This is a genomic window from Paraburkholderia lebeckiae (assembly GCF_014201005.1).
Classification (GTDB): domain Bacteria; phylum Pseudomonadota; class Gammaproteobacteria; order Burkholderiales; family Burkholderiaceae; genus Paraburkholderia; species Paraburkholderia tuberum.
The window spans coordinates 34,079-54,525 of record NZ_JACHDK010000002.1; the positions used below are offsets into that span (position 1 = coordinate 34,079).

Genomic DNA, 20,447 nt, shown 5'->3' on the forward strand with positions numbered 1-20,447 from the left:
AATTCCCGGAAAAACCGCGCGGCACGAAGTGCGCGCAACAACGCATCGCCGTACTAGCGCACCAGAGCGGCCAGCGCTGGCAGCGTTTTTTCGTAAGCGCTTTCAAGCACGTCGAAGCAGTCTTCGCAGGTATCGCGACGGCCGCGCGCGATCGCGCGAATGAGCCGGAACTGCATCACCATCGACTCCGACGCGATGCGTTGCGCGGCGGCCAGTATCGTCGGCGGAATCTCGAAGCCTTGTGCGAACAGCCACTGCAGATACTTCGACAGGAACTCGAAGTTCGCGCCGAGCTGCCGCATCAGATTGAACGAGTACAGATGGAAGTACGCCGCGTCGCGCTCGAACAGCGTATCGAGATGCGCGGGAAACGCGGCACGCCATTGCGAAATCGGATTGGTCAGCGGACGCCGCTCCAGATGCGCGCACAGCAGTTCCGCCGACGCCTCCGCGAGCGCGGTGCCTTCGAGCGCGGGCCGCGCCTGCTTGGCGAACTCGACGTATGGAAACAGCAGATCGGGCTGAGCGGTGAAATGCGGCAGCTTGCGAAACACGCCGTCGTAGTCGTCGCCCTCGAGCCGGTGGTAGCCGGTGTTGTGGAAATAGCCGAGGCGGCGCGCGGCGGTGTCGACGAAGTCGATGCCGATCGTGGTCTTCGGATGCTCGCGGCGATACGAGGTCGCGCGCGTATCGGGGAGGTAGTAGCCGTCGACCTCGACGAGCACGGTGTGGCCGCGCAGCGTCTGCGCGAGCACGCGCTCTTCGAGCGAGTCGTAGATCGCGAGCTCCTGCACCTGGGTGCCATACAGACGTGCGAGATCATCGAGCGGAAACTTGAAGAACGTGAACTGATCGCCTTCGAAATCCTGCGTGACCGTGAACGCGAGCGCCGCGCGCGGATCGAGCCCGAAGCCGTGCAGCAGCTCGATCCACAGATCGACATAGCAGTTGGTCTCCTGCCACACGCGTTCGCCCTGATGCAGCGCGTGCGCTACGTGCTCGCGCAACTGCGTGCCGGCACCGGGCACCGCGTGGGTCTGCTGATGCGTCGGCAGATCGCCTGCGCGTCGCGGCAGCGACGAGTTGGCGAGCGCGCCGGCAAGCGCCGAAGTCGGCGATGGATTCATGCGCGCTCCCCGGCGACGGTCGCGGTTTGCGTAGATTGCGCCGCCTGCAGCGCATCCGCGACGCGCGTCTCGGTATCGCCCCACAGCAGCGCGCGCACCTCGTCGGGCCACGTGTCGACGTCGAGCCCATGATGACGGAACAGCGCGAGCGTGATGCGTTCCATGCCGAAGCCCACACAACCTGTATGCGCGGTCGTGCCGTCTTCGCAGGCGATCTTCCAGATCGCGCCGAAGTGGTCCACGTGATAGTTGAACGACAGGCAGGCCGTCTTGCCGCGCGGATCGGCGACCGCGATCAGCAACTCGAACTTGAGCGCTTGCGCGCGCTGACTATCCGCGACGATCTTGCCGCCGCGGCCGAAGAACGGATCGTTCGCGAGATCGACTTCGACCGGCAAGCCTAGCAGCTTCACAAGCAGCGAGCCGCGCTCGATCCACATCTGGCGGAACGCCATCACCTGCTCGGGGCTGCCGAGACGCACGTATTCCCGCTGACGGAACATCTGCATGCGGCCCGGATCGAGCGACGGCTCATGACGGAAGCAGTACGACAGCACGTCGACGGTGCGGCCGTCGGCGGGCAGCGCGCCGCGCCGCGCCATCACCGGATAGATCGGATAGCAGGCGGCCGGCGTCAGCACGACGCGCGTCGGTTTCTGTTGCGCGAGCCACGCGTCGCCGCGGTCGTCGTCGCGGTCGGCCATCGCATCGTCGAGCGCGCGCAGCAGACGGTGGTGGCCCATGTCGTCGCCGCAAAACGAATGGATGGTGCCCGCGAGATTCGGAAAGCTCTTCAGGTATTCGCTATCCTCGAAGTCGGTGCGGCGCATGGCGGGCGGAAAACGCAATACTTCGGCTTGCTGATCTTTACCCAGCTGCGTAATCGCGAGGTTCAGTCGCTCGATCACGTCCTCGAAAACCTGGCTGCGGCCATACAGTCCGTTTTCACCGGTATCGATCAGCAGGCCGGCGGCCAGCATCTCGTCGCGCAGCGTGAGCGAAGGCCCCACGTCCGCGGCGGCGGCGGCGGCCGCGGCGACAGCGGCGGTATCGGTCATCAGCTTCATTCAGGGTCTCCCCGGCGCGGCGGGACGTTGCGCGAGCAGCAGACTCGCGGTGTTCTGCGCGATACGGTCGTTATTGATCATCAAGGGCGCCGAGTGCAGGTCGCGCAGATGGCGGCCGACGCTATAGGGCGTGCCGTTCTTGTAGCCCGCCATGCCGCAGATCATCAGCACTTCCTGTACGACCTGCAGCGCAGTGGTCGAAATGCTGGTCTTCAGCGTGTTCATGTCCGACGCGAAACCGAGCATCGCCGCGAGCGGGGCGTCTGCCTGGGCCGCGCCCTCGCGTGCCTGATGCGCGGCGCGCGCGGCCTCCAGCGCGACCGCTAGACGCGCCTGCATCATCTGCAATAGCCCGACCGCTTCGGCGAGCCGCAGGCCCGCCGGCGGCATCGTGCCGGGCTTCGCGCGCGCCTGCGCGCGGAAGAACGCTTTCGCGCGATTGACCGCGTCGACGGCGATGCCGGTCCATACCGACGCCCACAGCGTGTGCGACACCGGCAGCATGGTCTGATCGGCGATGTCGGCGAACGGCGTCGCGAGGATCTGTTCGGCCAGTCCCGTCGCGACGAGCCGGAAGCCCTCGCTGCAGGTGCCGCGCATGCCCATCGCGTCCCAGCCGCCGCGCCGCTCGAGCTGCGTATCGGCGCGCAGCGCGACGATCAGCACCTGGTCGGACGCGGCCGCGTCGGCGGTGCGCCGCGCGGTCACGAGGATGCCGTCGGCATGCGCGCCGTACGAGATCGTCGGTGCGAGCTTTTCGATCCGAAAACGCGCGCCATCGAGCTCCACCGAGCACGCGCTCGTGCGCATGTTGCCGCCGATCGTCTCTTCCGACGTCGCCGACGCGAGCAGCCATTGCTGCTCGGCCAGTTGTGCAAGCAGGCTCGCTTGCCAGGCGGAGGCGCCGCGGTGAGAGTCGATGCACGCGACCTGGATCTGATGCATCGCATAGATCATCGCGGTCGATGCGCAGCCCTGCGCGAGCGTTTCGCAGATCGCACCGATATCGGCAAGCGACAGGCCCGCGCCGCCGAAAGCGGTCGGCACCATCGCCGACAGCAAACGCTCGGCCTTGAGCGCGTCGAACGCCTCGACCGGAAAGCGCGCCTCGCGGTCCACGGCGTCCGCGTACTGCGAGGCGATCGCCGCGCAACGATGCGCTGCAGCACGCCATTCGGGACCGGTATCGAGCGCGGTCAGCGCCCCGGTGGCAGCGCCCTGGCCATCGCCGGTCCGTGCGTCAGTAGTCGAGTTCGAGGCCGCCCCGGAGGCCGCTGCGGCGGCCTGACCCAGCAGCGGCGCACTCATGCTGCCGCCTTGGCCCGCTGCAACTCCGTCATCGCGGCGGCCATCGAGTCGATGCTCGAGAACAGGCGGCGCGTCAGCATACGGTCAGGAATTTCGACGTTGAATTCGTCTTCCATGGCAAGCATCAGATGCACGGTCGCGAGCGATGAGAGTCCGGCAGCATAGAGGTCGGCGTCGTCGGCGAGGCTTTCCACCGGGACATCCAGGCGTGCGGATTCAGAAAGGATGCGTCTCAATGCAGTCTTCATGCAGTGCTCCCCTTATGGTCAAAGGTCTGCCGATGGGTGCCGAGGTCGAATGACGTCGGCACCTGATTTTCGTGTGTAGTTACGTGCGGAGCGAAGACCGCGGCGTGCGTTCGCGATGGTGCAGTGCGGTGTTGCAGGCGGGCCTGCGTGAAGCCATCTGCGATACCGGGCGAACGTGGCAAGGCTGCGCTTCGTTGGCTCGTATTCGTATTTAAGATTCCTCAACCCCGAGCGTCAGTGCGATGGCGCACGGAAGCACATCTTTCACGCACGTTACCGTGTAGTCGATGATGAGGGACCGTCATGGATCGGCCTGCCGTCGCGCACGGCAGGCATTGCCGGACCCGCCGAAAATTTTGACAGCCGGGGGCGTGATGAACTGGAAAACGCTGGAGTTCGATCAGCTATCTGCACGTGAGTTGTATGTCGTGCTGCGTGCGCGCAGTGCGGTATTCGTCGTCGAGCAGTCGCATGTGTGCCTCGACGCGGACGGTCGCGACGAGCGGGCCTTGCATGTGTTCGCGGTCGAAGACATGGCGCGGCCGATGCCGGTGCTAGCCTATGCGCGGGTGCAGCCCGGCGATTCCGAAGATCCGGAAGTGATGATCGACAAGGTGCTGACGAGTCCGCTGCGGCGCGGCGACGGCACCGCCGAGATGCTGATCGAGCGTGTGCTCGAAGCGGTCGCCCAACGCTGGCCGGGCCGCGCCACGCGCGTGAGCGCACCGCTTGGCTTGCGCGGGTTCTACGAGCAGTTCGGCTTTCGCAAGACGGAGGGACCGTACCTCGAACACGGTATGCCGTTCATCGGTCTCACGCGTCAGGTGCGCGGCGCTCAGGCGCGCTTCGGTCTGAGGCGCCGCGAGCGCGACGGCGCATCGTTCGTCAATACGTTCGAACTGTTGTGATGCCGCGTTGGCTGGGTACGTGTTTTCAGCCTTGGCATCCAGGTCCACCGACCATGAACGAGCGGTGGACCGGCGTCATTGATTGCGCGCGCCGGGACTCAGCCTTGTGCCCGTCCGGACGACGGCGCGCAACGCAGCCAGAGCCTGTACAGCGCGTCGCGCAACTCGCTCGACCCGCGCAGCGACATGCCGAAGTTCGCGGCGCTCAACGCGAGCGCGACGACGATCGCCAGCAGCAACGCGCTGATCGAATCCGCGAGCGCGAGCGCGACGAGCAGAAACGCGAGATGCGCGAGCATGTTGCGCACGATCGTCCATGCATGCAGCCGTGAGAACGCTAGCAACACCGAGTAATCGAGCAGCGCCTTCAGCACGACGACGACCGCCGCGCCCATGATGCCGAACCAGTGGATGCCGCACCATAACGCGCCGGTAAAGAACGGCAACTGAAGCCAGCTGACGCTCGCCACTGCCCCGGGATGGGTCTGCGCCTGCAACAGGCTGCCGAGGATGCTCGACTGGCCGCTCAGCCACACGCCGAGGATCAGCACGCGCGCGACCGGCGCCGCGGCGGCGAGCTGCGGTCCGAGCCACAGCAGCAAAAACGGCTTCAGGGCAAATAGCGCGATGATCACGCATGGCGTAAAGGCTCCATTGAGAAGCGCGAGCGCGTTATGCGCGAGCGCATCCGCATCCTCGCGCGACGCCGCCGACAGTCGCGGAAACAGGGTGCGCACCATCGCGAGCGGCAGCAGGTTCAATCGATTGATCAGGTTTTGCGGCGTCGCGTAGTAAGTGACGAAGCGCGCGCCGAGCAGTCCGCCGATGAACACGCGGTCGAGCGTCGACGCGATCATGTTGGCGCCGGAAAACATCAGCAGCCAGCGGCCGTTGCGGAACAGCCCGATCATCAAGCGCCATTGCGGCATCCGCATACGGCGAATGCCGAGCGCGCGAATGGCGGCCACGCCCAGCATCAGGCCGCCGACGAAACGCGCGATCACGGCGGCTGGAATCGCGATCGCCAGTGACGGCGAAAAGCAGAGGACCGCCGCGATCGGCAGCAGCTGGAACAGCGCGGTGCCGAGCGTCTGGTTGATGTTGTAGCTCGTGAAGCACTCGACGCCCGTAATCGCGCCCGCGAACACCCAGGTCACGTTCGCGATCGGCACAGCGACTGCGATCCACGGCAGGCTCGCCATCACTTCATGCTGGAACGTCGGCTCGATTTTCACGCCGTAGGTGATGTAGACAATGGCTCCGGCATAGATCAGCGCGCCGCCGATGATGCCGGTACCGAGATTCATGAACCACGCACTCCAGAAGATCGGTTCGATCGAATCGTCGCCGGCCGCGCGAGCCTTGGCGATCTGGTTTTCGGTCGCCAGACTGGTGCCCAGATCGAGGACGCTGAAGTAGCCGATCAGCGCCCACACCAGATTGACCACCCCGTAACGCTCGGCGCCCAGCAGATGAATGTAGGTGGGCACGGTCATGAGAGAAACGAAGGTCGGCGCGACCGCGCCGGCAAAGTTGATGAAGATGTTCCTGACGATGCTTCGTTCCATGTTCCATTGCCGGGCCGGTGAGAAGGGCCGCGCGGACATACGCGGCGGCATCAACGCGTCGCAGGTCTTGCATCTTGCCCCCGTGCGCCGCGTGACTGTGTGGGTGGCCGTACAGATAGCCGCGATCGGGAGGGGTTAAATGGCAAAGGTCACAGGGTAGCGCGGTGGTTAGCCACGAGCCGGCCGCGCGCACCGCATTGCGGAGCACGCCTGAGCGTGCCCGCGCCGTCTCCATCACGTCATGCTCGCGGCACGCTGCACGCAGTCGCGGGCATCGACTACAGCGCATGACCGACGCGATCCGCCGCACGTCGGTCCATGCGCGGGGCCTGCTGCACTGCACAGCACGCTCATCGATACACACGCCAGCGCAGCGCGATTCGGAGCCCAAACCAATGTGGCGCGACGCACATATGCGCGAGAGCACCTTTGTTGTAATCACTTGAAAAGGAAGAGTAAGGAGCGGACTGTGAGACCCATCGTCTTCGACGGCAAATTCGGCTGGTTGCATCCAGCCAACGGCCCGGATGGCGTTGTGATGTGTTCCCCGTTTGGCTACGACACGCTGTGCACGTATCGCGGCATGCGCCGGCTCGCCGAGCGCCTCGCCGCGCGCGGCATGCCGGTGCTGCGCTTCGACTACCCGGCGACCGGCGATTCAGCCGGCGATCCGACCGACGCCGGCCTGTGGCGCGCATGGATCGACAGCGTCAAGCAGGCGGTCGCGCAGCTGCGCGAGGCGACCGGCATCGAGCGTGTCAGCGTGTGCGGTCTGCGTCTCGGCGGCATGCTGGCCGCGCTTGCCGCGCAGGAACTTGGCGATGTGCACGGTCTCGTGCTGATGTCGCCGGTGCTGTCGGGCAAGACTTACCAGCGCGAATTGCGCGCGCATTACCGGCAGTGGTTGAACGATCCGGCCGCGATGGATTGCGTGGTCGAGCCCGATACCGACGAGTTCGTCGAAGCGTATGGCTTCCGCATGTATAGCGACACGCTGCAAAGCCTGCACGCGGCGGATCTGTATCGCGCGACGAGCCGGCCGGCCGCGCGCGTGCTGCTGCTCGATTCACTCAACCCGGTGCGCGCCGGTGCCCTTGCCGCGCATTACAGCGAACATGGCGTCGAGCTCGAGCGTCATCCGTTCGACGAATACAGCCGCTTCATGATGGAACCGCTCGAAAGCGAAATACCGCACGCCGCGTTCGAGACCATCGAGAACTGGCTGCTGGCGGGGCGCGCGCGAACGACCCAAACGGTGGCGCGCGTGCCCGAGCGAGGCGAGGAGCCGGCGGGCGGCCACTATGTCGCGCCGAGGCTGCACGAGACGCCGGTGTGGCTGAACGACGGCAAGGTGTTCGGCATCTACTGCCGGCCCGACGGCGCCGCGGCGGCGCGCGCGCCGGCGGTGCTGCTGCTCAATACCGGCGCGGTCTCGCGGATCGGCAATGGGCGTTTCGGCGTGCATTTCGCGCGGCGTCTCGCACGCCAGGGGATCGCGTCGCTGCGCGTCGACGTGGGTGGTGTCGGCGACAGCATGCCGTCCTGCGACACGTTGAGCCTCGACGCGCTGTACTCTCAGTCGAGTGTCGGCGACGCCGCGTGCGCATCGCGCTGGCTCGCCGCGCGCGGTCATGCTGGCGCGGTGCTGCTCGGCATCTGCTCGGGCGCCTACACCGGCCTGCATGCGGCGACGCGCGAAGCGGCGGTGGTGGGCGCGGTGATCGTCAACGTGCAGAAGTTCAGATGGCATAACGTCTGCGACGAACACGGCAAGCCGATGATCCCGGTGTCCGCGTTCGGTTCGACGCGCAACTACATGCGCTCGATGAAGCAGCCGGGCAAATGGCTGCGCGTGCTCAAGGGCGAGACGGGCGGCTGGGGCCTCGTGCGCGAGCTGGTGGTACGCCAGCTCGCGCGGACCGGCGAAACGCTGGCCGACCGGATCGAGCAACTGTGTGGCCTCGAATTCGGCGCGCGTGACGAGCGGCATCTGTTCGCGAACCTCGAAGCACGGGGCGTCGACACGCACCTGGTGTTCGGTGTGCTGGACGAAGGCGTCGAGGAGCTCGAGCGCTACTTCGGCGTGCGAGGCACGCGGCTCGCGCGCTTCACGCGCATTCACGTGGCCTTCTGCAAGCACACGGATCACGCGATCCTGTCGTCGGTGGCGCAGGAAAACATCATGTCGTACGTCGAGAACGTCTGTCGCGGCGGCTTCACGAAGCTGCGTCAGCCCGACAGCGCGGCGCTCGACGGCGAGCTGCACAGGCAGCACCCGGAGCACGATGAACATCGCGCCGCGGGGGCCTTGCGTCCGTTCGGAGAAGCATAGGGAGCACGCGGACAGACAGGGCCGCCCAGGCCGCAGTGTATGTCGCGCGTATACGACTGAACGCGCTTGCGACCACGAGGCGCTTGCTCGCGTCATGCCGGCCCGTGAACAGGATCTGGATTCGACGGGATCGCAAATGAATCGAATAGTAGAGCCAGGTTATCCGCTCGCGCCGCAGGCTGGGACCGCCGCCGCGCTGCGCGAACTGACCGTGCAACCAGTGATTCTCGCGAGCGGCTCCGGTACGAGGCTGTGGCCGCTGTCGCGCGAACGCAATCCGAAGCAGCGGAGCGGGCTGATGGGCGACCAGTCGCAGCTCGAAGCGACGCTGCGCCGGCTCGACGACGCGTTCGACCCGGCCGCGCCCGACGCGACCCGCACCACGCCGCCCGCCGTGCCGCTGGTGGTCTGCTGCGAGGAACTGCGGCTGCCGACGCTCGAGCGCGTCGAGCAGTACCGCAAGCCGGTGCGCATACTGCTCGAACCGATGGCGCGCAACACCGCTCCGGCGCTGACTGTCGCGGCGCTCGCTGCGCGCGCGTCGGTCGCGGCCGGCGACGATCCGATCCTGGTCGCGCTGCCCGCCGATCATCCGATCGCCGATCAAGCGGCGTTCGGCGCGGCGCTCAACGAAGCGCTCGCGCATGCCGCACGGGGCGCGATCGTCACGCTCGGTGTGCCGCCGCAGCGCGCGGCGACCGGCTACAGCTATATCCGCACCGCCGCGGCCTTGGGAAACCGGGGCGCGCGGACGATCGAGCGCTTCGTCGAGAAGCCCGATGCCGAGCTGGCCGAGCGCTACCTCGCGTCGGGCGAGTACTGGTGGAACAGCGGCATGTTCGTGGTGCGCGCGTCGGTGTGGCTCGACGCGATCGGCCTGTGCCGTCCGCTGATCGCGGCGGCCTGCAAGGACGCATTCAGAGGCGCGAGCATCGACGATGCCGGCGCGCTGCACCTCGCACGCGACGCGTTCGCCGCGTGTCCGTCCGACTCGGTCGACTATGCGGTGATGGAGCGCATGGGCACCGACGCGCGTCTCGTCGGCGTGACGGTGCCGCTCGACGCGGGCTGGTCGGACACCGGCGCCTGGGATTCGGTGTGGGGCGCGTCGAGCAAGGACGGCGACGAGCGCTTCCTGCTGTCGGAGAATCAGTCGACGTTGATTCCGCCGGGCGTCAGGCATCGGCTCGAAAATGCTGGCAAGACGCCGCTGGAAATCATCGAGGCGCATTCGGGCGGCGATCCCGGCGAAGACGACATCGTGCGCTTCGACGATCGGTATGGCCGCGAGCACGGGAGCGCCCGTGCGCGCCACGGCAGCTCAGACGGATAAGCCAGCCGATAAAGCGCCGTCGCCGTCATTCGACGAGCGGCGCTTTCGTCATGCGCTCGGGCGCTTCGCCGCGCGCGTGGTGGACCGCCATCCGTGCGGCGACCATACGCTGTTCGTCGGCGAGGTGCTGGTGTTCTCGCTCGACGAGCACGCGCCGCTGCTGTTCTTCGGCGGCCGCTATGCGTCGGTCGCGGCGAGCGCGTCGAACGAAGTCTCGGCGTGATGCGGCGTCCGCGTGCCGCGGACCCACCTGCGCCGCTTGCGCTTCGCACGACATCTTTGTTCGCCGGAACACGCAGGCGTCCGACCACGTCCGTGCAAATCAGACAATTTCATCACGCCAACGTGCGAATGCGCACAATTTAAACCCCACAACGCAGGCACGCTTTGACGAGCGAGCTTTGTGCCTGGCGAAACAGATGGCGTTACACGAACGAAACAAATCTTCAGAGGGATAACCCTGTCAGGAAGTGTCCCACTGGCGCATCCGTTTCGAAGCTTGCAACGTATCGAAAAACGATCCTATTTGCATAACAGATACGTACGGGCCCTTCATCAACAGGCCACGCGGGGTCAACACCGCTTCGGGGATATGTCATGGAACACGCAAACAAGGATCGCTCGTTGGTGAGCAAAGTCATGGACGGGCTCGTCAGCGGCATCGTCGAGGAGAAATACGGCGCGATTCTGCCGCCGCAGGATGTGCTGTCGAAGGAATTCGATGTGAGCCGCACCGTGATGCGCGAGGCGCTATCGATGCTGCTCGCGCGCGATATGCTCGACGTGCGGCCGAAGATCGGCACGCGCATCCGGCCGATGAGCGACTGGCGCATGATCGACGAGGACGTCGTCAATTGGCGTTTCCGCGCGAAGCCCGATCCGATGTTTCTGCGTGACGTGATCGAGTTTCGCATCCTGATCGAACCGCGCGCGTCGGCACAGGCGGCCGCGCGCGGCAGTGCCGCTGAGGTCGCGGCGATTCGCGAGGCGTTCGAGGCGTTTCGCATGATCCGTCCGGGCGAGGCCGGCTATCAGGAAGCCGACGAGCTGTTCCATACGCGCATCGTGATCGCGAGCGGCAACCAGTTCTTTAAGCAGATGGCGGCGATCATTCGCGGCGCGCTGTCGACCCTCAATCCGATCGTGCACGACCGGGAAGGGCTGTGGGAGAGTGCGATCGCATCGCATCAGCGCGTCATCGAAGCGATCGAGCGGCGCGATCCGAAGGAGGCCGAGATCGCTGCGCTCGCGATGATCGATTACGCGGCCGAGGAGATCGGCGGGCGGTTTTCATCTGAGCCGCCAGCGCGGGTATGAGCGTGATTGCGAGCGCGGGCTAGCGTATCTGTGAACGTCCCGCGGGAGCGGCGGGGTTGGGTGTCGAAGGTCGGTGCGCGGCAGTGATGCCGCATGGTTCGATTGGCCGGGTTCGCCGCGTTCGCAAGCGGCATCGGTGACAATAGCGGCTGTTCCGAACCGCATGGACCTTTGCACACACGATGACAGATACGACAGCGGCACCGCACGCAGCCACCACCCAACCGACCGATCGGGCAGCGCAGGACACCACTTCATCGCGCGAGATCCGCTGGGGGATCGTCGGCACCGGCCGGATTGCGCGCCGCTTCGCGCAAGGGCTCGCGTTCGTGCCGCGGACGCGTCTCGCGGCGCTGTGGTCGCGTCGCGTGGAACCGGCCCAGGCGTTCGCCGATGAATTCGGCGGCGCCGTCTGCGACAGTTTCGACACTCTGCTCGCGAGCGGCATCGACGCGCTCTACATCGCGACGCTGCAGGACAGTCACGCCGACTATGCGATCGCCGCGTTGCAAGCCGGGCTGCACGTGCTGTGCGAGAAACCCGCGTGTATCAATCGTCCGCAGCTCGAGCGCGTGCTCGACACCGCGCGCGCTTCGCAACGGCTCTTCATGGAAGCGATGAAGCCGCCGTTCTATCCGCTCTACAGAAGGTTGCGCGAGCGCCTCGCGGCCGAGCCGATCGGCGAGGTCGGGCTCGTGCGCGCGGGCTGCTCGGTGCCGGGCGTGCCGGCCGATCATCCGTCGCTGTCGTTCGATCATGCGGGCGGCGCGCTGCTCGATATCGGCATCTACGAGATGTTTCTCGCGGTCGACTGGCTCGGCGCGCCACGCGACGTGCAGACCTTCGGCCGGCTTGGCGCGAGCGGCGTCGATACGTTCGCGAGTCTGAACAGCCAGCACGAGCGCGGCGGCATCGCGCAGCTATTCTGCGGGCTCGATCTGCATGGCAAGGGCGATGCGCTGCTGATGGCCCAAGGCGGTCACGTGACGCTGCACGAGCCGTGGTGGAACCCGTCGCGCGCGACGATCCGCTATGCGGACGGCCGCGTCGTCGAACTCGACGAACCGTTCGAAGGCGGCGGCTTGAACTACGAGACCGCGCACTTTTGCGAGCTGATTCGCGCGGGTGTGCTGGAGAGTCCGCTGATGCCGCACGACACGTCGCGACAGATGATCGCGATGGCCGACGCGGCGCGCGCGGCGTTGGGGCTCAGGTTCGCTGGGGAATGAGCCGCTTGGAGGCAACGAAAAGGAGCGGGCGGCGCTCAGTGCCGCGTCGGCAGCGACAGCCGCCGCTCGTACCAGCGCTGCGCCCACTCGAGCACCTGACACAGCACCCAGTACACGGCCGCGGCCGCAAGATAAAGCGGCAGCGGCTGGTAAGTCGACGCGATGATTTCCTGCGCGCTGCGCAGCAACTCGGTCACCGTGATGACGGACACGAGCGAGGTGTCCTTGATCAGGCTGATCAGGCTGTTCGACAGACTCGGCACCGCGATGCGCAGCGCCTGCGGCGCGATCACGTAGCGCAGCGTCTGACGCCGCGACAGCCCGAGGCTGTACGAGGCGAGCCACTGGCCCTGGTGGATGCCCAGAATCGCGCCGCGCATGCTCTCGGACAGATACGCGGCGACGTTCGCCGACAGCGCGATCACGCCGGCCGGCGTCGGATCGAGCGAAATGCCGAAGCTCGGCAGACCGTAATAAATCACGAAGATCTGCACGAGCAGCGGCGTGCCGCGCATCACGCTCACATAGACGCGCGCGATCCAGTTCAGCGGACGGCTGTGGCTGATGCCCATCAGCGCGAGCACGGCGCCGCCGATCAGGCCGAAGATCATCGACAGGATCGCGAACTTGATCGTCAGCAGCGCGCCTTGTGCGAGCACCGGCAGCGATTGGAGCAGCAGGGATGTGATGGACATGGGCAGTGTTCTTATTGACGCACAAAGCGCACATCATAAACTTTGGCGCGCGTTCAGGCGCGGGCCGCGCGATGCGGCTTGGGGTATACGCGGCGCGCGGTTTGGCTCCCGCGGCTCCCGCAGCTCGCGTGGGCCGCAAAAAGCGCGAAGGGCGGCACCGTGATCGATGCCGCCCTTCGTTCGACTCGACGCGTGTTACTTGATCGGCTTGCTGACGTCGATGCCGAACCACTTGTCCGAGATCTTCGTGAAGGTGCCGTCCGCTTCGAGTTGGGTCATCGCGTCGTCGATCGCCTGCGCGAATTTCGGGTTGCCCTTTCTGAACGGAATGCCCGACGGGTTGCCCGGGCCGACGTTCGCGCCGGTGCGCAGCGGCAGGTTCGAGTTCTTCAGCAGGTACGCGAGCATCAGACGGTCGTTCAACGCCGCGTCGAGCCGGCCGGCGGCCAGATCACGCAGGTATTCGGGTGCGCCGGGGTAGGTCTTCACGTCGATGCCCGGCACTGCCTTCGCCATGTCCATGTAGTTCGTGCCGAGACCGACGCCGAGCTTCTTGCCCTTCAGGTCTTCGAGCGAGCTGAACTGGCGCGTGTCGTTCTTGCGCTGGATCAGTTGCGCCGCCGAGTACGTGTACGCCGGCGAGAAGTCGAGCGTCTGCTTGCGCGCGTCGGTGATGCCGACCTGGTTGACGATCACATCGAACTTGCCCGCCTGCAGACCGGCGATGATGCCGCTCCACTCGGTCGTGACGAACTCGGGCTTCACGCCGAGTTTGGCTGCGACCGCCTTGGCGATGTCGACGTCATAGCCGACCAGCTCGCCCGACGGCGCTTTCGAGTTGAACGGCGGGAAGGTCCCTTCGAGACCGATACGCAGCGTGCCGCGCTGCTTGACCTGGTCGAGCAGGTCTTCCGCGTGCGCGGCAACGGCGGTCAACGACGCGCCGATCAGCGCGGTGGCGAGGAGCTTTTTCAGCAGGCCAAATTTCATCGTGTTCCTTTTTGTACGTCTGACGTTTTGACGGTCAGAGCATAGCAAACGAGCCTATCGCAACCTAAATACCGTTTGTTTATGTCTATATGCGGCGACGCGGATGCCTAGCGCAACGCCTGCGCGCATTCGGCGACGAGCGCCGGACCTCGGTAGATGAAACCAGTATAAAGCTGCACCAGCGACGCGCCGGCCGCGAGCTTCGCGCGCGCATCGTCGCCCGAGAAAATGCCGCCGACGCCGATGATCGGCACCGCCTCGCCGACTTCGGCGCGCAGCTTGCGGATCACCTCGTTCGACGCGTCGAACACCGGCTTGCCCGACAGGCCGCCGGCTTCGTCAGCATGCTGCATGCCGGCGACGGCGGTGCGCGACAGCGTAGTGTTGGTCGCGATGACGCCTTCGAATTTGTGGCGCAGCAAGGTGTCGGCGATCGACTTGACCTGCTCGTCGTCGAGGTCGGGCGCGATCTTCAGCGCGAGCGGCACGAGCTTGCCGTGCATGTCGGCGAGTCTTTGCTGCTTGTCCTTCAGCGCGGCGAGCAGCGCGTCGAGTTCGTCGGCGCCCTGCAGCTGGCGCAGGTTCTTCGTATTCGGCGACGAGATGTTGACCGTCACGTAGCTCGCGAACGGGTACACGCGCTCGAGGCAGTACAGATAGTCTTCAGCGGCGCGCTCGATCGGCGTGTCGGCGTTCTTGCCGATATTAAGACCGAGGATGCCGCGATAGCGCGCGGCCTGGACGTTCTTCACGAACTGGTCGACGCCGGCGTTGTTAAAGCCCATCCGGTTGATCACCGCGTTCGCCTGCGGCAGCCGGAACATGCGCGGACGCGGATTGCCCGGCTGCGCGCGCGGCGTCACGGTGCCCACTTCGATGAAGCCGAAGCCGAGCGCCGCCAAACCGTCGATGCACGCGCCGTCTTTGTCGAGGCCCGCCGCGAGTCCGACCGCGTTTCGGAACGTCAGGCCCATCACGGTGCGCGGCGAATCCGGCACGCGCGCCCCGAGCGCGCCGGCGAGACCGGTGCGACCGGCGGCGCCAAGCATGCGCAAAGTCAGATGGTGAGCGTCTTCCGCGTCCATGCGAAAGAGTTGGGCGCGAACGAGCGGATAAAGGAAACTGAGCACGGGATGAAGCCGGACGGCCGGAAAATGGGAACCCGCTATTTTACCGGCTTTGGGCTTTGATGAGACCGGTGGGGCGTTGCCGGCGACGAGCAGGACCCGGCAACGACTCGGCGGACGGCGCCTCGACTACGGCCTGAGCGGCCCGCGTCGTCCATGCATCGCGAAATCGACCGGCGGCAGGTCGATGCTGGCCGGATCGAGCACGCGCCACGCGCCGTCGATCAAGCCTTCGAGCGGGCGGAAATTCGCCTTGTACGCCATTTTCGGGCTTTCGCGAATCCAGTAGCCGAGATACACGTACGGCAGCTTCAGGCTGCGCGCCTGCTCGATCTGCCAGAAGATGTTGTAGGTGCCGAAGCTCGCGTGCGGCAGGCTCGGCTCGAAGAACGTGTACACCGACGACAACCCGTCGCCGAGGATATCGATCATGCTGATCATGCGCAGCGCGCCCCGCGTGTCAGGTAGCCCGTCAGGCCACAGCGGCGCTGGCTCGCGAAACTCGACGAGCCGCGAGTTGATCCGGCTTTGCAGCAGGAACTGCTCGTACTGGTCGCGGCTGTCGCGATCCATGCCGCCGCCCGCGTGGCGCGCCGACTGGTAGCGCATATACAGCGCGTAATGCTCCTCGTCGTAGTGCAGCGGCGCGACGGTCGCGATCAGGTTGCCGTGCTTTCTCCATACACGCCGCTGCGTGCGGTTCGGTTGAAAACGCTCGACCGGCACGCGCACTGGCACGCACGCACGGCAGCCGTCGCAATACGGGCGATACGTGAACACGCCCGAGCGCCGGAAGCCCGCCTTGACGAGGTCGGTGTAGACGTCCGAATTGATCAGGTGACTGGGTGTGGCGACCTGCGAGCGCGCGATGCGGCCGTCCAGGTAACTGCAGGGATAGGGCGCCGTTGCATAAAATTGCAGCGCGGAAAGTGGGGAAAGAGGCAGCTCGTTGGGATGAGTCACGTTGGCAGCTCTCGAAGCGTCTCTGGTAATGCAAACCCGGCGCGCATGGCGGTTGATGCCACTATTCGATGGGCGCCGGACCCGGATTCGGCCTGATTTTTCCTACACCGTGCGCGCAAGGATATCGAGCAGGGCGGTCTTGTCGAATCGCCACGGGATGGCCGGTGCGCCGACAGACGCGCGAACATGCGCGACGAACGCCTTGCGCGCTATCTCGCGGCCGCCGAGCGACGCCAGATGCGACGTATTCTGCTGGCAGTCTATCATTTCTATTTCGTGACGTCGCAAGTGGCCGACCAGCGCGGCCAGCGCCATTTTCGAGCCGTCGGTGACATCGGTATACATCGATTCGCCGAAGAACATCCGCCCGAGCGACACGCCATACAACCCCGCTACACGCTCGCCCCCGAGCCAGGTTTCGATGCTGTGCGCGTCGCCCAGGCGGTGCAGCAACGAATAGGCCTCGACGACGTCTGCGGTGATCCACGTGCCGCGCTGACCGCGGCGCGGCGCCTGCGCGCAGGCGCGCATCACGGCGGCGAAATCGTGATCGACGCGGATTTCCCACGCGTCTTCGCGCAACACGCGCTTGAGCGTCTTGCGCAGCGATGGCGACACCTTGAACTCGGCGGGGCGCAGGATCATGCGCGGATCGGGGCTCCACCACAACACCGGCTGGCCGTCCGAATACCACGGGAAAATGCCGCGCCGATACGCGTCGATGAGGCGCGACGGCAGCAGATCGCCGCTTGCCGCCAGCAGACCGGGCGCGCCGCTCGCGGCGCCGAGCGCGCGCTCGACGGGCGGAAACGGGTCGTCAGCTCCGAGCCAGGGAACCATGCGCGCCGCTCAGCCTTCGCGCAGGGAGCGGAAGATGTCGCCGGTATGCAGGCCGAAACTGCCGGCCGCGCGGTCGGCGAAAAAAAAGCGCAGCGTCTGGCCGACGGTCGGAAACGCGATCTCGTCCCACGGAATCTCGTGCTCGTCGAACAGCTTCACTTCGAGGCTTTCCTCGCCGGCGACGACGTCGAGATCGAGCAGCCGCGCCATGTAGAACAGATGCACCTGATGCACGTGCGGCACATTCAGCAGCGAAAACAGGTTCTGCACCTCGACGCGGGCGCCGGCTTCCTCGAGCGTTTCGCGCGAGGCGGCTTCGGCCGTCGTTTCTCCCATTTCCATGAAGCCGGCGGGCAGTGTCCAGTAACCGTAGCGCGGCTCGATCGCGCGACGGCACAGCAGCACCTTGTCGTCCCACACGGGAACGGTGCCGACCACGTTACGCGGATTCTGATAATGCACGGTGCCGCAGCTGCCGCATACGAAGCGCTCGCGATTGTCGCCCGGCGGAATGCTCAGACTGACGCCGTGGCCGCAGACAGAACAGAATTTCATTGGAAAGGGGACGAGAAAGGGTGATAGGAGTTTATCACCGGGGCGGGGGATTACTGAGGCGCCGACAGGGGCTGCGCGAGACGACGTCCAAGGCGGCGAGCGCCGTCGCGTCTGACATTGATTGACAGTCGATTTTTGGATGCACTGATAGCATCAGTCCTGATGGTTGCGATGGAGGCCAGCGCGTCCACCGCAGTCATCTTTTCTCTCTTGTACATTGCCTCGTAGCTTGGCGCGTCATTCAGTTGACGCGCTTTTTTTCGCCTGAGGGTGGAGCGGTCAAGGGGATTGTCAGACCAAGGCCACAAAAACAAAAAAGGGTTACACGCCAATGCGTTGTAACCCTTCAATGATTTCGGTTGGTTGCGGGGGTAGGATTTGAACCTACGACCTTCGGGTTATGAGCCCGACGAGCTGCCAGACTGCTCCACCCCGCGTCCGTCGAAGAAAAGATTATAGACCAGCCAGATGGTCAGCGCAATAGCCATGTAAGAATTGGCTTCATTGCGCGTCGCTCTGAGCGCGCGACGTCGCCTATCGGAAAGGCTCTGGAAAGCCGTGCGCGGACGCTGCGCTAGAATTCAGATTCTCCACGCGGCTCGCCGGATCTTCACGACGGCGGCCTCTTTGACTCTGATCCTCCGACCCGTTCTGAACCCCATGGATATCGCTCACGACCTGCAGGTCATCGCCATTCAGGAAAAAACACTCGTGTTTCCCCGCTTCGATGCCGACCGCGCGTGGCAAGTCGGCGCGTATCTGCACGAAGTCGCGAAAGCGCGCGGCATTGCCGCTGCGATCGACGTGCGCACGTTCGGCCAGCCGCTGTTCTTCAGCCTGCTCGACGGCGCGACGCCCGACAACGTCGACTGGGCGCGCCGCAAGGGCAACACCGTCGCGCAATTTCGTCGTAGCTCGTACGCGATCGGTCTGAAAATGCAGCTCGCGGGCGCGACGCTCGCCGACAAGCACGGACTGCCGGCCACCGAGTACGCATCGCACGGCGGCGCGTTTCCGCTGGCGGTGGAAGGGGCGGGCGTGATCGGTTCGATCACGGTGTCCGGTCTGCCGCAGCGCGCCGATCATGAACTCGTGGTCGAAGCGCTGTGCGCGCATCTCGGTCACGACTACGGCAAGCTCGCGCTCGCGAAAAGCTGACGCGATGCGCGTACCCTCGTATGCGCTGCTCGCGATCGCGATCGTCGCCGAAGTGATCGCGACTTCCGCGATGCGGGCCTCGGACGGCTTTTCACGCCTGCTGCCGTCGATGGTCGTCGTGCTCGGCTACGGCATCGCGTTCTATTGCCTGTCGTTGACGCTCCGAAGCATTCCAGTTGGCATCGTCTACGCGATCTGGTCCGGCGCGGGCATCGTGCTGATCACGCTGGTCGCGCTAGTGCTGTACCGGCAGATACCCGACGTGCCGGCGATCATCGGGCTGGGATTGATCGTCGCTGGCGTCGCGGTGTTGAATCTCTTCTCGAAGATGCAGGCGCATTGAGCGCCCGCGCCAACCGCCGCGATTGCCGCCAGGCACGTAAATCGGCTTACTTGCAGCGCACGATCATCGAGCGGCCCTTCACGTTCGCCGACGCCACGTTCGTGACGCTGCCGCCGGCGGTGCCGCCTTCGTCGTTATCCTTCGACACGATGTCGTAGCCGGTCGCGCCGCAGGCCTTACCCGCTTGCACGTAGCACGAGGCCCAACTCGAGCCGGCGTCGGCGCCGCTGCAGTTGACCGCGAAGCCGGTCTGGCCGTTCGGCAGATTGATCAGCGTGGTCGTGTTCGACGACGCGCAGCCGCCCAGTCCCGCGGCGAGCAGCAGCGCGGCGGGCAAGGCGGCCGACAGCGAGGCGCGACGCACGAGGGCAAGCGCGGCGCTGGATCGGAGGCGGTGGAATCGGCCGGCGCGTCGCGGTTGCGTCGTGAATTGCATCGTATTGTGTCCTTTCATTCAGATAGAGGGGGTCTGCCGGGCCGGGTCGGCCGCTGTGGAGCGCGAGGGCGTGCGCCACGGCTCAGGTCGTTTCGACGGTGATGCCCGCCGCGTTGACGAGCCGCCGGGCTTCCACGCCTTCTTCAGTGGCTGCGTCTTCCCAGATGCCGATCGCTTTCGGGATGTCGATGCCGTGACTTTCGGCGTACTCGAACCAGCGGTTCGCCGCATCCGGCTCGGGCAGTTCTTGATCCTGCAGAAAATATTTTCCCATATTGCGCTCGCTGGCCTCGAAATGGCGTCGTAACAGCTACCGTGTGACAGCATGGAGCATGCCGATACGGACCGTTCGACCAGCACGCGCGGCTGAAGTGCGGCGCGGCTTTTTTGGTGCGGCGCGGGGGCGTGTCTCGCGAGCAGAACTTATCGCGCTGCAACGCGCCTTATCGTTATGGGACGGGCCGCCCGAAAACACCCAGTGCAGCGGCGCGCCGCATGCTGAAGCATCAGGGCGGCGCCGTTGCGACTGGCGCCAGCTCTGCAACCGCAACAGGAGGACGAAGATGGCTGAACGGGTCAGTGGCCCTTATCGCGGCTATTACATCAGCGCCGCCGCGCGCCTCGTGCCAGGGGGCAGCACGTCGAGCACGTCGGGCGATGCGCACACCAAAGCGGACGGTACTTACGTCGGCACGGTCAGCCTCGCCGAGCTCGGCCCGGACGATCCGCACCGGATGGAAACGCTGCTCGAGCTCGGCGACCGGCAACGCTTCGACAGTGAAGAAGAGGCGCTCGCGTTCGTCGAACGGGCGGCCCGCGAGTATGTCGACCGATTGCTGGATGGGCAGTGAGCGTGTCGGCGATTTCCGTGCAAAGGGCCCGCCGATGGGTTCGCCAAGGCAG

General features: G+C 65.6%; 21 protein-coding genes, 1 tRNA gene and 1 pseudogene. 9 read left to right on the forward strand and 14 right to left on the reverse strand.

The features are described 5' to 3' along the window. Positions 1 to 53 precede the first annotated feature (53 nt). The 4 genes from HDG39_RS03405 to HDG39_RS03420 are packed head-to-tail and all read right to left on the reverse strand — an operon-like array spanning position 54 to position 3,750. Entirely contained in the window at positions 54 to 1,127 is a 1,074-nt protein-coding gene (locus HDG39_RS03405; protein ID WP_184003287.1) for a DUF1839 family protein, read from the reverse strand. Next, positions 1,124 to 2,194, reverse strand: a complete 1,071-nt coding sequence (locus HDG39_RS03410) for an amino acid--[acyl-carrier-protein] ligase (protein ID WP_184003289.1) — start codon at positions 2,192 to 2,194, stop codon at positions 1,124 to 1,126. The genes HDG39_RS03405 and HDG39_RS03410 overlap by 4 nt, the downstream gene beginning before the upstream one ends. Next, a complete protein-coding gene (locus tag HDG39_RS03415) occupies positions 2,195 to 3,502 on the reverse strand; it encodes an acyl-CoA dehydrogenase family protein (protein WP_184003291.1) in 1,308 nt (435 codons plus the stop codon). Beyond that, complete coding sequence (locus tag HDG39_RS03420) at positions 3,499 to 3,750, reverse strand: acyl carrier protein (protein ID WP_026225422.1); 252 nt, start codon at positions 3,748 to 3,750, stop codon at positions 3,499 to 3,501. Before HDG39_RS03420 ends, HDG39_RS03415 begins: the two co-directional genes overlap by 4 nt. 374 nt (positions 3,751 to 4,124) lie before the next feature. Between HDG39_RS03420 and HDG39_RS03425 the strand changes: the two genes are divergently transcribed. Continuing rightward, positions 4,125 to 4,658, forward strand: coding sequence for a GNAT family N-acetyltransferase (locus HDG39_RS03425; RefSeq protein ID WP_184003293.1), 534 nt, complete (start codon positions 4,125 to 4,127; stop codon positions 4,656 to 4,658). Between the two features lie 98 nt (positions 4,659 to 4,756). On the opposite strand, the gene HDG39_RS03430 is transcribed toward HDG39_RS03425, so the two are convergent. Beyond that, positions 4,757 to 6,226: an oligosaccharide flippase family protein gene (locus HDG39_RS03430; RefSeq protein WP_184003295.1), complete on the reverse strand. Its 1,470-nt coding sequence runs from the start codon at positions 6,224 to 6,226 to the stop codon at positions 4,757 to 4,759. A gap of 469 nt (positions 6,227 to 6,695) precedes the next feature. On the opposite strand from HDG39_RS03430, the gene HDG39_RS03435 reads away from it, so the two are divergent. The 5 genes and pseudogenes from HDG39_RS03435 to HDG39_RS03455 all read left to right on the forward strand — a co-directional run bounded on the left by HDG39_RS03435 (position 6,696) and on the right by HDG39_RS03455 (position 12,437). Continuing rightward, positions 6,696 to 8,558 (forward strand): alpha/beta fold hydrolase, encoded by a 1,863-nt coding sequence (locus HDG39_RS03435; RefSeq protein ID WP_184003296.1) that lies wholly within the window; start codon positions 6,696 to 6,698, stop codon positions 8,556 to 8,558. A 136-nt stretch (positions 8,559 to 8,694) separates the two neighbouring features. Then, the gene (locus HDG39_RS03440) at positions 8,695 to 9,891 is read left to right on the forward strand and encodes a mannose-1-phosphate guanylyltransferase (RefSeq protein ID WP_184003297.1); all 1,197 of its coding nucleotides are present in this window, start codon (positions 8,695 to 8,697) and stop codon (positions 9,889 to 9,891) included. A 49-nt stretch (positions 9,892 to 9,940) separates the two neighbouring features. Next, a pseudogene (locus HDG39_RS03445) lies at positions 9,941 to 10,114 on the forward strand (flavin reductase); the annotation flags it as partial. Positions 10,115 to 10,488: 374 nt separating this feature from the next. After that, the gene (locus HDG39_RS03450; protein WP_184003299.1) at positions 10,489 to 11,208 is read left to right on the forward strand and encodes a FadR/GntR family transcriptional regulator; all 720 of its coding nucleotides are present in this window, start codon (positions 10,489 to 10,491) and stop codon (positions 11,206 to 11,208) included. Positions 11,209 to 11,390: 182 nt separating this feature from the next. Beyond that, positions 11,391 to 12,437 (forward strand): Gfo/Idh/MocA family protein, encoded by a 1,047-nt coding sequence (locus HDG39_RS03455; protein ID WP_221305613.1) that lies wholly within the window; start codon positions 11,391 to 11,393, stop codon positions 12,435 to 12,437. Positions 12,438 to 12,472: 35 nt separating this feature from the next. Here HDG39_RS03455 and HDG39_RS03460 read toward each other — a convergent pair whose 3' ends face one another. From HDG39_RS03460 to HDG39_RS03490, 7 genes are all read right to left on the reverse strand, one after another. Then, positions 12,473 to 13,132: an amino acid ABC transporter permease gene (locus tag HDG39_RS03460; RefSeq protein ID WP_027197491.1), complete on the reverse strand. Its 660-nt coding sequence runs from the start codon at positions 13,130 to 13,132 to the stop codon at positions 12,473 to 12,475. Positions 13,133 to 13,327: 195 nt separating this feature from the next. Next, positions 13,328 to 14,122: a cystine ABC transporter substrate-binding protein gene (locus HDG39_RS03465; RefSeq protein WP_184003300.1), complete on the reverse strand. Its 795-nt coding sequence runs from the start codon at positions 14,120 to 14,122 to the stop codon at positions 13,328 to 13,330. Between the two features lie 107 nt (positions 14,123 to 14,229). Further along, complete coding sequence (locus HDG39_RS03470) at positions 14,230 to 15,252, reverse strand: quinone-dependent dihydroorotate dehydrogenase (protein ID WP_184003301.1); 1,023 nt, start codon at positions 15,250 to 15,252, stop codon at positions 14,230 to 14,232. Between the two features lie 126 nt (positions 15,253 to 15,378). Then, a complete protein-coding gene (locus HDG39_RS03475) occupies positions 15,379 to 16,212 on the reverse strand; it encodes an arginyltransferase (RefSeq protein ID WP_184003303.1) in 834 nt (277 codons plus the stop codon). A 102-nt stretch (positions 16,213 to 16,314) separates the two neighbouring features. After that, positions 16,315 to 17,052, reverse strand: a complete 738-nt coding sequence (gene aat, locus HDG39_RS03480; protein WP_184003305.1) for a leucyl/phenylalanyl-tRNA--protein transferase — start codon at positions 17,050 to 17,052, stop codon at positions 16,315 to 16,317. Positions 17,053 to 17,061: 9 nt separating this feature from the next. Then, complete coding sequence (locus tag HDG39_RS03485; RefSeq protein WP_018418223.1) at positions 17,062 to 17,607, reverse strand: NUDIX hydrolase; 546 nt, start codon at positions 17,605 to 17,607, stop codon at positions 17,062 to 17,064. 360 nt (positions 17,608 to 17,967) lie between these two features. Next, a tRNA-Met gene (locus HDG39_RS03490) sits at positions 17,968 to 18,044 on the reverse strand. A gap of 223 nt (positions 18,045 to 18,267) precedes the next feature. On the opposite strand from HDG39_RS03490, the gene HDG39_RS03495 reads away from it, so the two are divergent. Both HDG39_RS03495 and HDG39_RS03500 read left to right on the forward strand, forming a co-directional pair. Continuing rightward, on the forward strand, positions 18,268 to 18,765 hold the full coding sequence (locus HDG39_RS03495; RefSeq protein WP_018418222.1) for a heme-degrading domain-containing protein: 498 nt from the start codon (positions 18,268 to 18,270) through the stop codon (positions 18,763 to 18,765). Positions 18,766 to 18,769: 4 nt separating this feature from the next. After that, positions 18,770 to 19,108 carry a DMT family transporter gene (locus HDG39_RS03500; protein ID WP_184003307.1) on the forward strand — a complete coding sequence of 113 codons (339 nt, stop codon included), beginning with the start codon at positions 18,770 to 18,772 and terminating at the stop codon, positions 19,106 to 19,108. 46 nt (positions 19,109 to 19,154) lie between these two features. On the opposite strand, the gene HDG39_RS03505 is transcribed toward HDG39_RS03500, so the two are convergent. Together HDG39_RS03505 and HDG39_RS03510 are read right to left on the reverse strand one after the other, a co-directional pair. Further along, positions 19,155 to 19,544 (reverse strand): hypothetical protein, encoded by a 390-nt coding sequence (locus HDG39_RS03505; RefSeq protein ID WP_090805720.1) that lies wholly within the window; start codon positions 19,542 to 19,544, stop codon positions 19,155 to 19,157. Between the two features lie 82 nt (positions 19,545 to 19,626). Next, entirely contained in the window at positions 19,627 to 19,818 is a 192-nt protein-coding gene (locus HDG39_RS03510; protein ID WP_018418219.1) for a hypothetical protein, read from the reverse strand. Between the two features lie 289 nt (positions 19,819 to 20,107). Here HDG39_RS03510 and HDG39_RS03515 point away from each other — a divergent pair, with 289 nt between their 5' ends. Further along, positions 20,108 to 20,395, forward strand: coding sequence for a hypothetical protein (locus HDG39_RS03515; RefSeq protein WP_018418218.1), 288 nt, complete (start codon positions 20,108 to 20,110; stop codon positions 20,393 to 20,395). Positions 20,396 to 20,447: the final 52 nt, after the last annotated feature.

Excerpts from the sequence above, each read along its gene's own strand:
- HDG39_RS03405 (WP_184003287.1), bottom strand. The coding sequence starts at position 1,127 with ATGAATCCATCGCCGACTTCGGCGCTTGCCGGCGCGCTCGCCAACTCG.
- HDG39_RS03410 (WP_184003289.1), bottom strand. The coding sequence starts at position 2,194 with ATGAAGCTGATGACCGATACCGCCGCTGTCGCCGCGGCCGCCGCCGCC.
- HDG39_RS03415 (WP_184003291.1), bottom strand. The coding sequence starts at position 3,502 with ATGAGTGCGCCGCTGCTGGGTCAGGCCGCCGCAGCGGCCTCCGGGGCG.
- HDG39_RS03420 (WP_026225422.1), bottom strand. The coding sequence starts at position 3,750 with ATGAAGACTGCATTGAGACGCATCCTTTCTGAATCCGCACGCCTGGAT.
- HDG39_RS03425 (WP_184003293.1), top strand. The coding sequence starts at position 4,125 with ATGAACTGGAAAACGCTGGAGTTCGATCAGCTATCTGCACGTGAGTTG.
- HDG39_RS03430 (WP_184003295.1), bottom strand. The coding sequence starts at position 6,226 with ATGGAACGAAGCATCGTCAGGAACATCTTCATCAACTTTGCCGGCGCG.
- HDG39_RS03440 (WP_184003297.1), top strand. The coding sequence starts at position 8,695 with ATGAATCGAATAGTAGAGCCAGGTTATCCGCTCGCGCCGCAGGCTGGG.
- HDG39_RS03450 (WP_184003299.1), top strand. The coding sequence starts at position 10,489 with ATGGAACACGCAAACAAGGATCGCTCGTTGGTGAGCAAAGTCATGGAC.
- HDG39_RS03455 (WP_221305613.1), top strand. The coding sequence starts at position 11,391 with ATGACAGATACGACAGCGGCACCGCACGCAGCCACCACCCAACCGACC.
- HDG39_RS03460 (WP_027197491.1), bottom strand. The coding sequence starts at position 13,132 with ATGTCCATCACATCCCTGCTGCTCCAATCGCTGCCGGTGCTCGCACAA.
- HDG39_RS03465 (WP_184003300.1), bottom strand. The coding sequence starts at position 14,122 with ATGAAATTTGGCCTGCTGAAAAAGCTCCTCGCCACCGCGCTGATCGGC.
- aat (WP_184003305.1), bottom strand. The coding sequence starts at position 17,052 with ATGGTTCCCTGGCTCGGAGCTGACGACCCGTTTCCGCCCGTCGAGCGC.
- HDG39_RS03485 (WP_018418223.1), bottom strand. The coding sequence starts at position 17,607 with ATGAAATTCTGTTCTGTCTGCGGCCACGGCGTCAGTCTGAGCATTCCG.
- HDG39_RS03495 (WP_018418222.1), top strand. The coding sequence starts at position 18,268 with ATGGATATCGCTCACGACCTGCAGGTCATCGCCATTCAGGAAAAAACA.
- HDG39_RS03500 (WP_184003307.1), top strand. The coding sequence starts at position 18,770 with ATGCGCGTACCCTCGTATGCGCTGCTCGCGATCGCGATCGTCGCCGAA.
- HDG39_RS03505 (WP_090805720.1), bottom strand. The coding sequence starts at position 19,544 with ATGCAATTCACGACGCAACCGCGACGCGCCGGCCGATTCCACCGCCTC.
- HDG39_RS03510 (WP_018418219.1), bottom strand. The coding sequence starts at position 19,818 with ATGGGAAAATATTTTCTGCAGGATCAAGAACTGCCCGAGCCGGATGCG.
- HDG39_RS03515 (WP_018418218.1), top strand. The coding sequence starts at position 20,108 with ATGGCTGAACGGGTCAGTGGCCCTTATCGCGGCTATTACATCAGCGCC.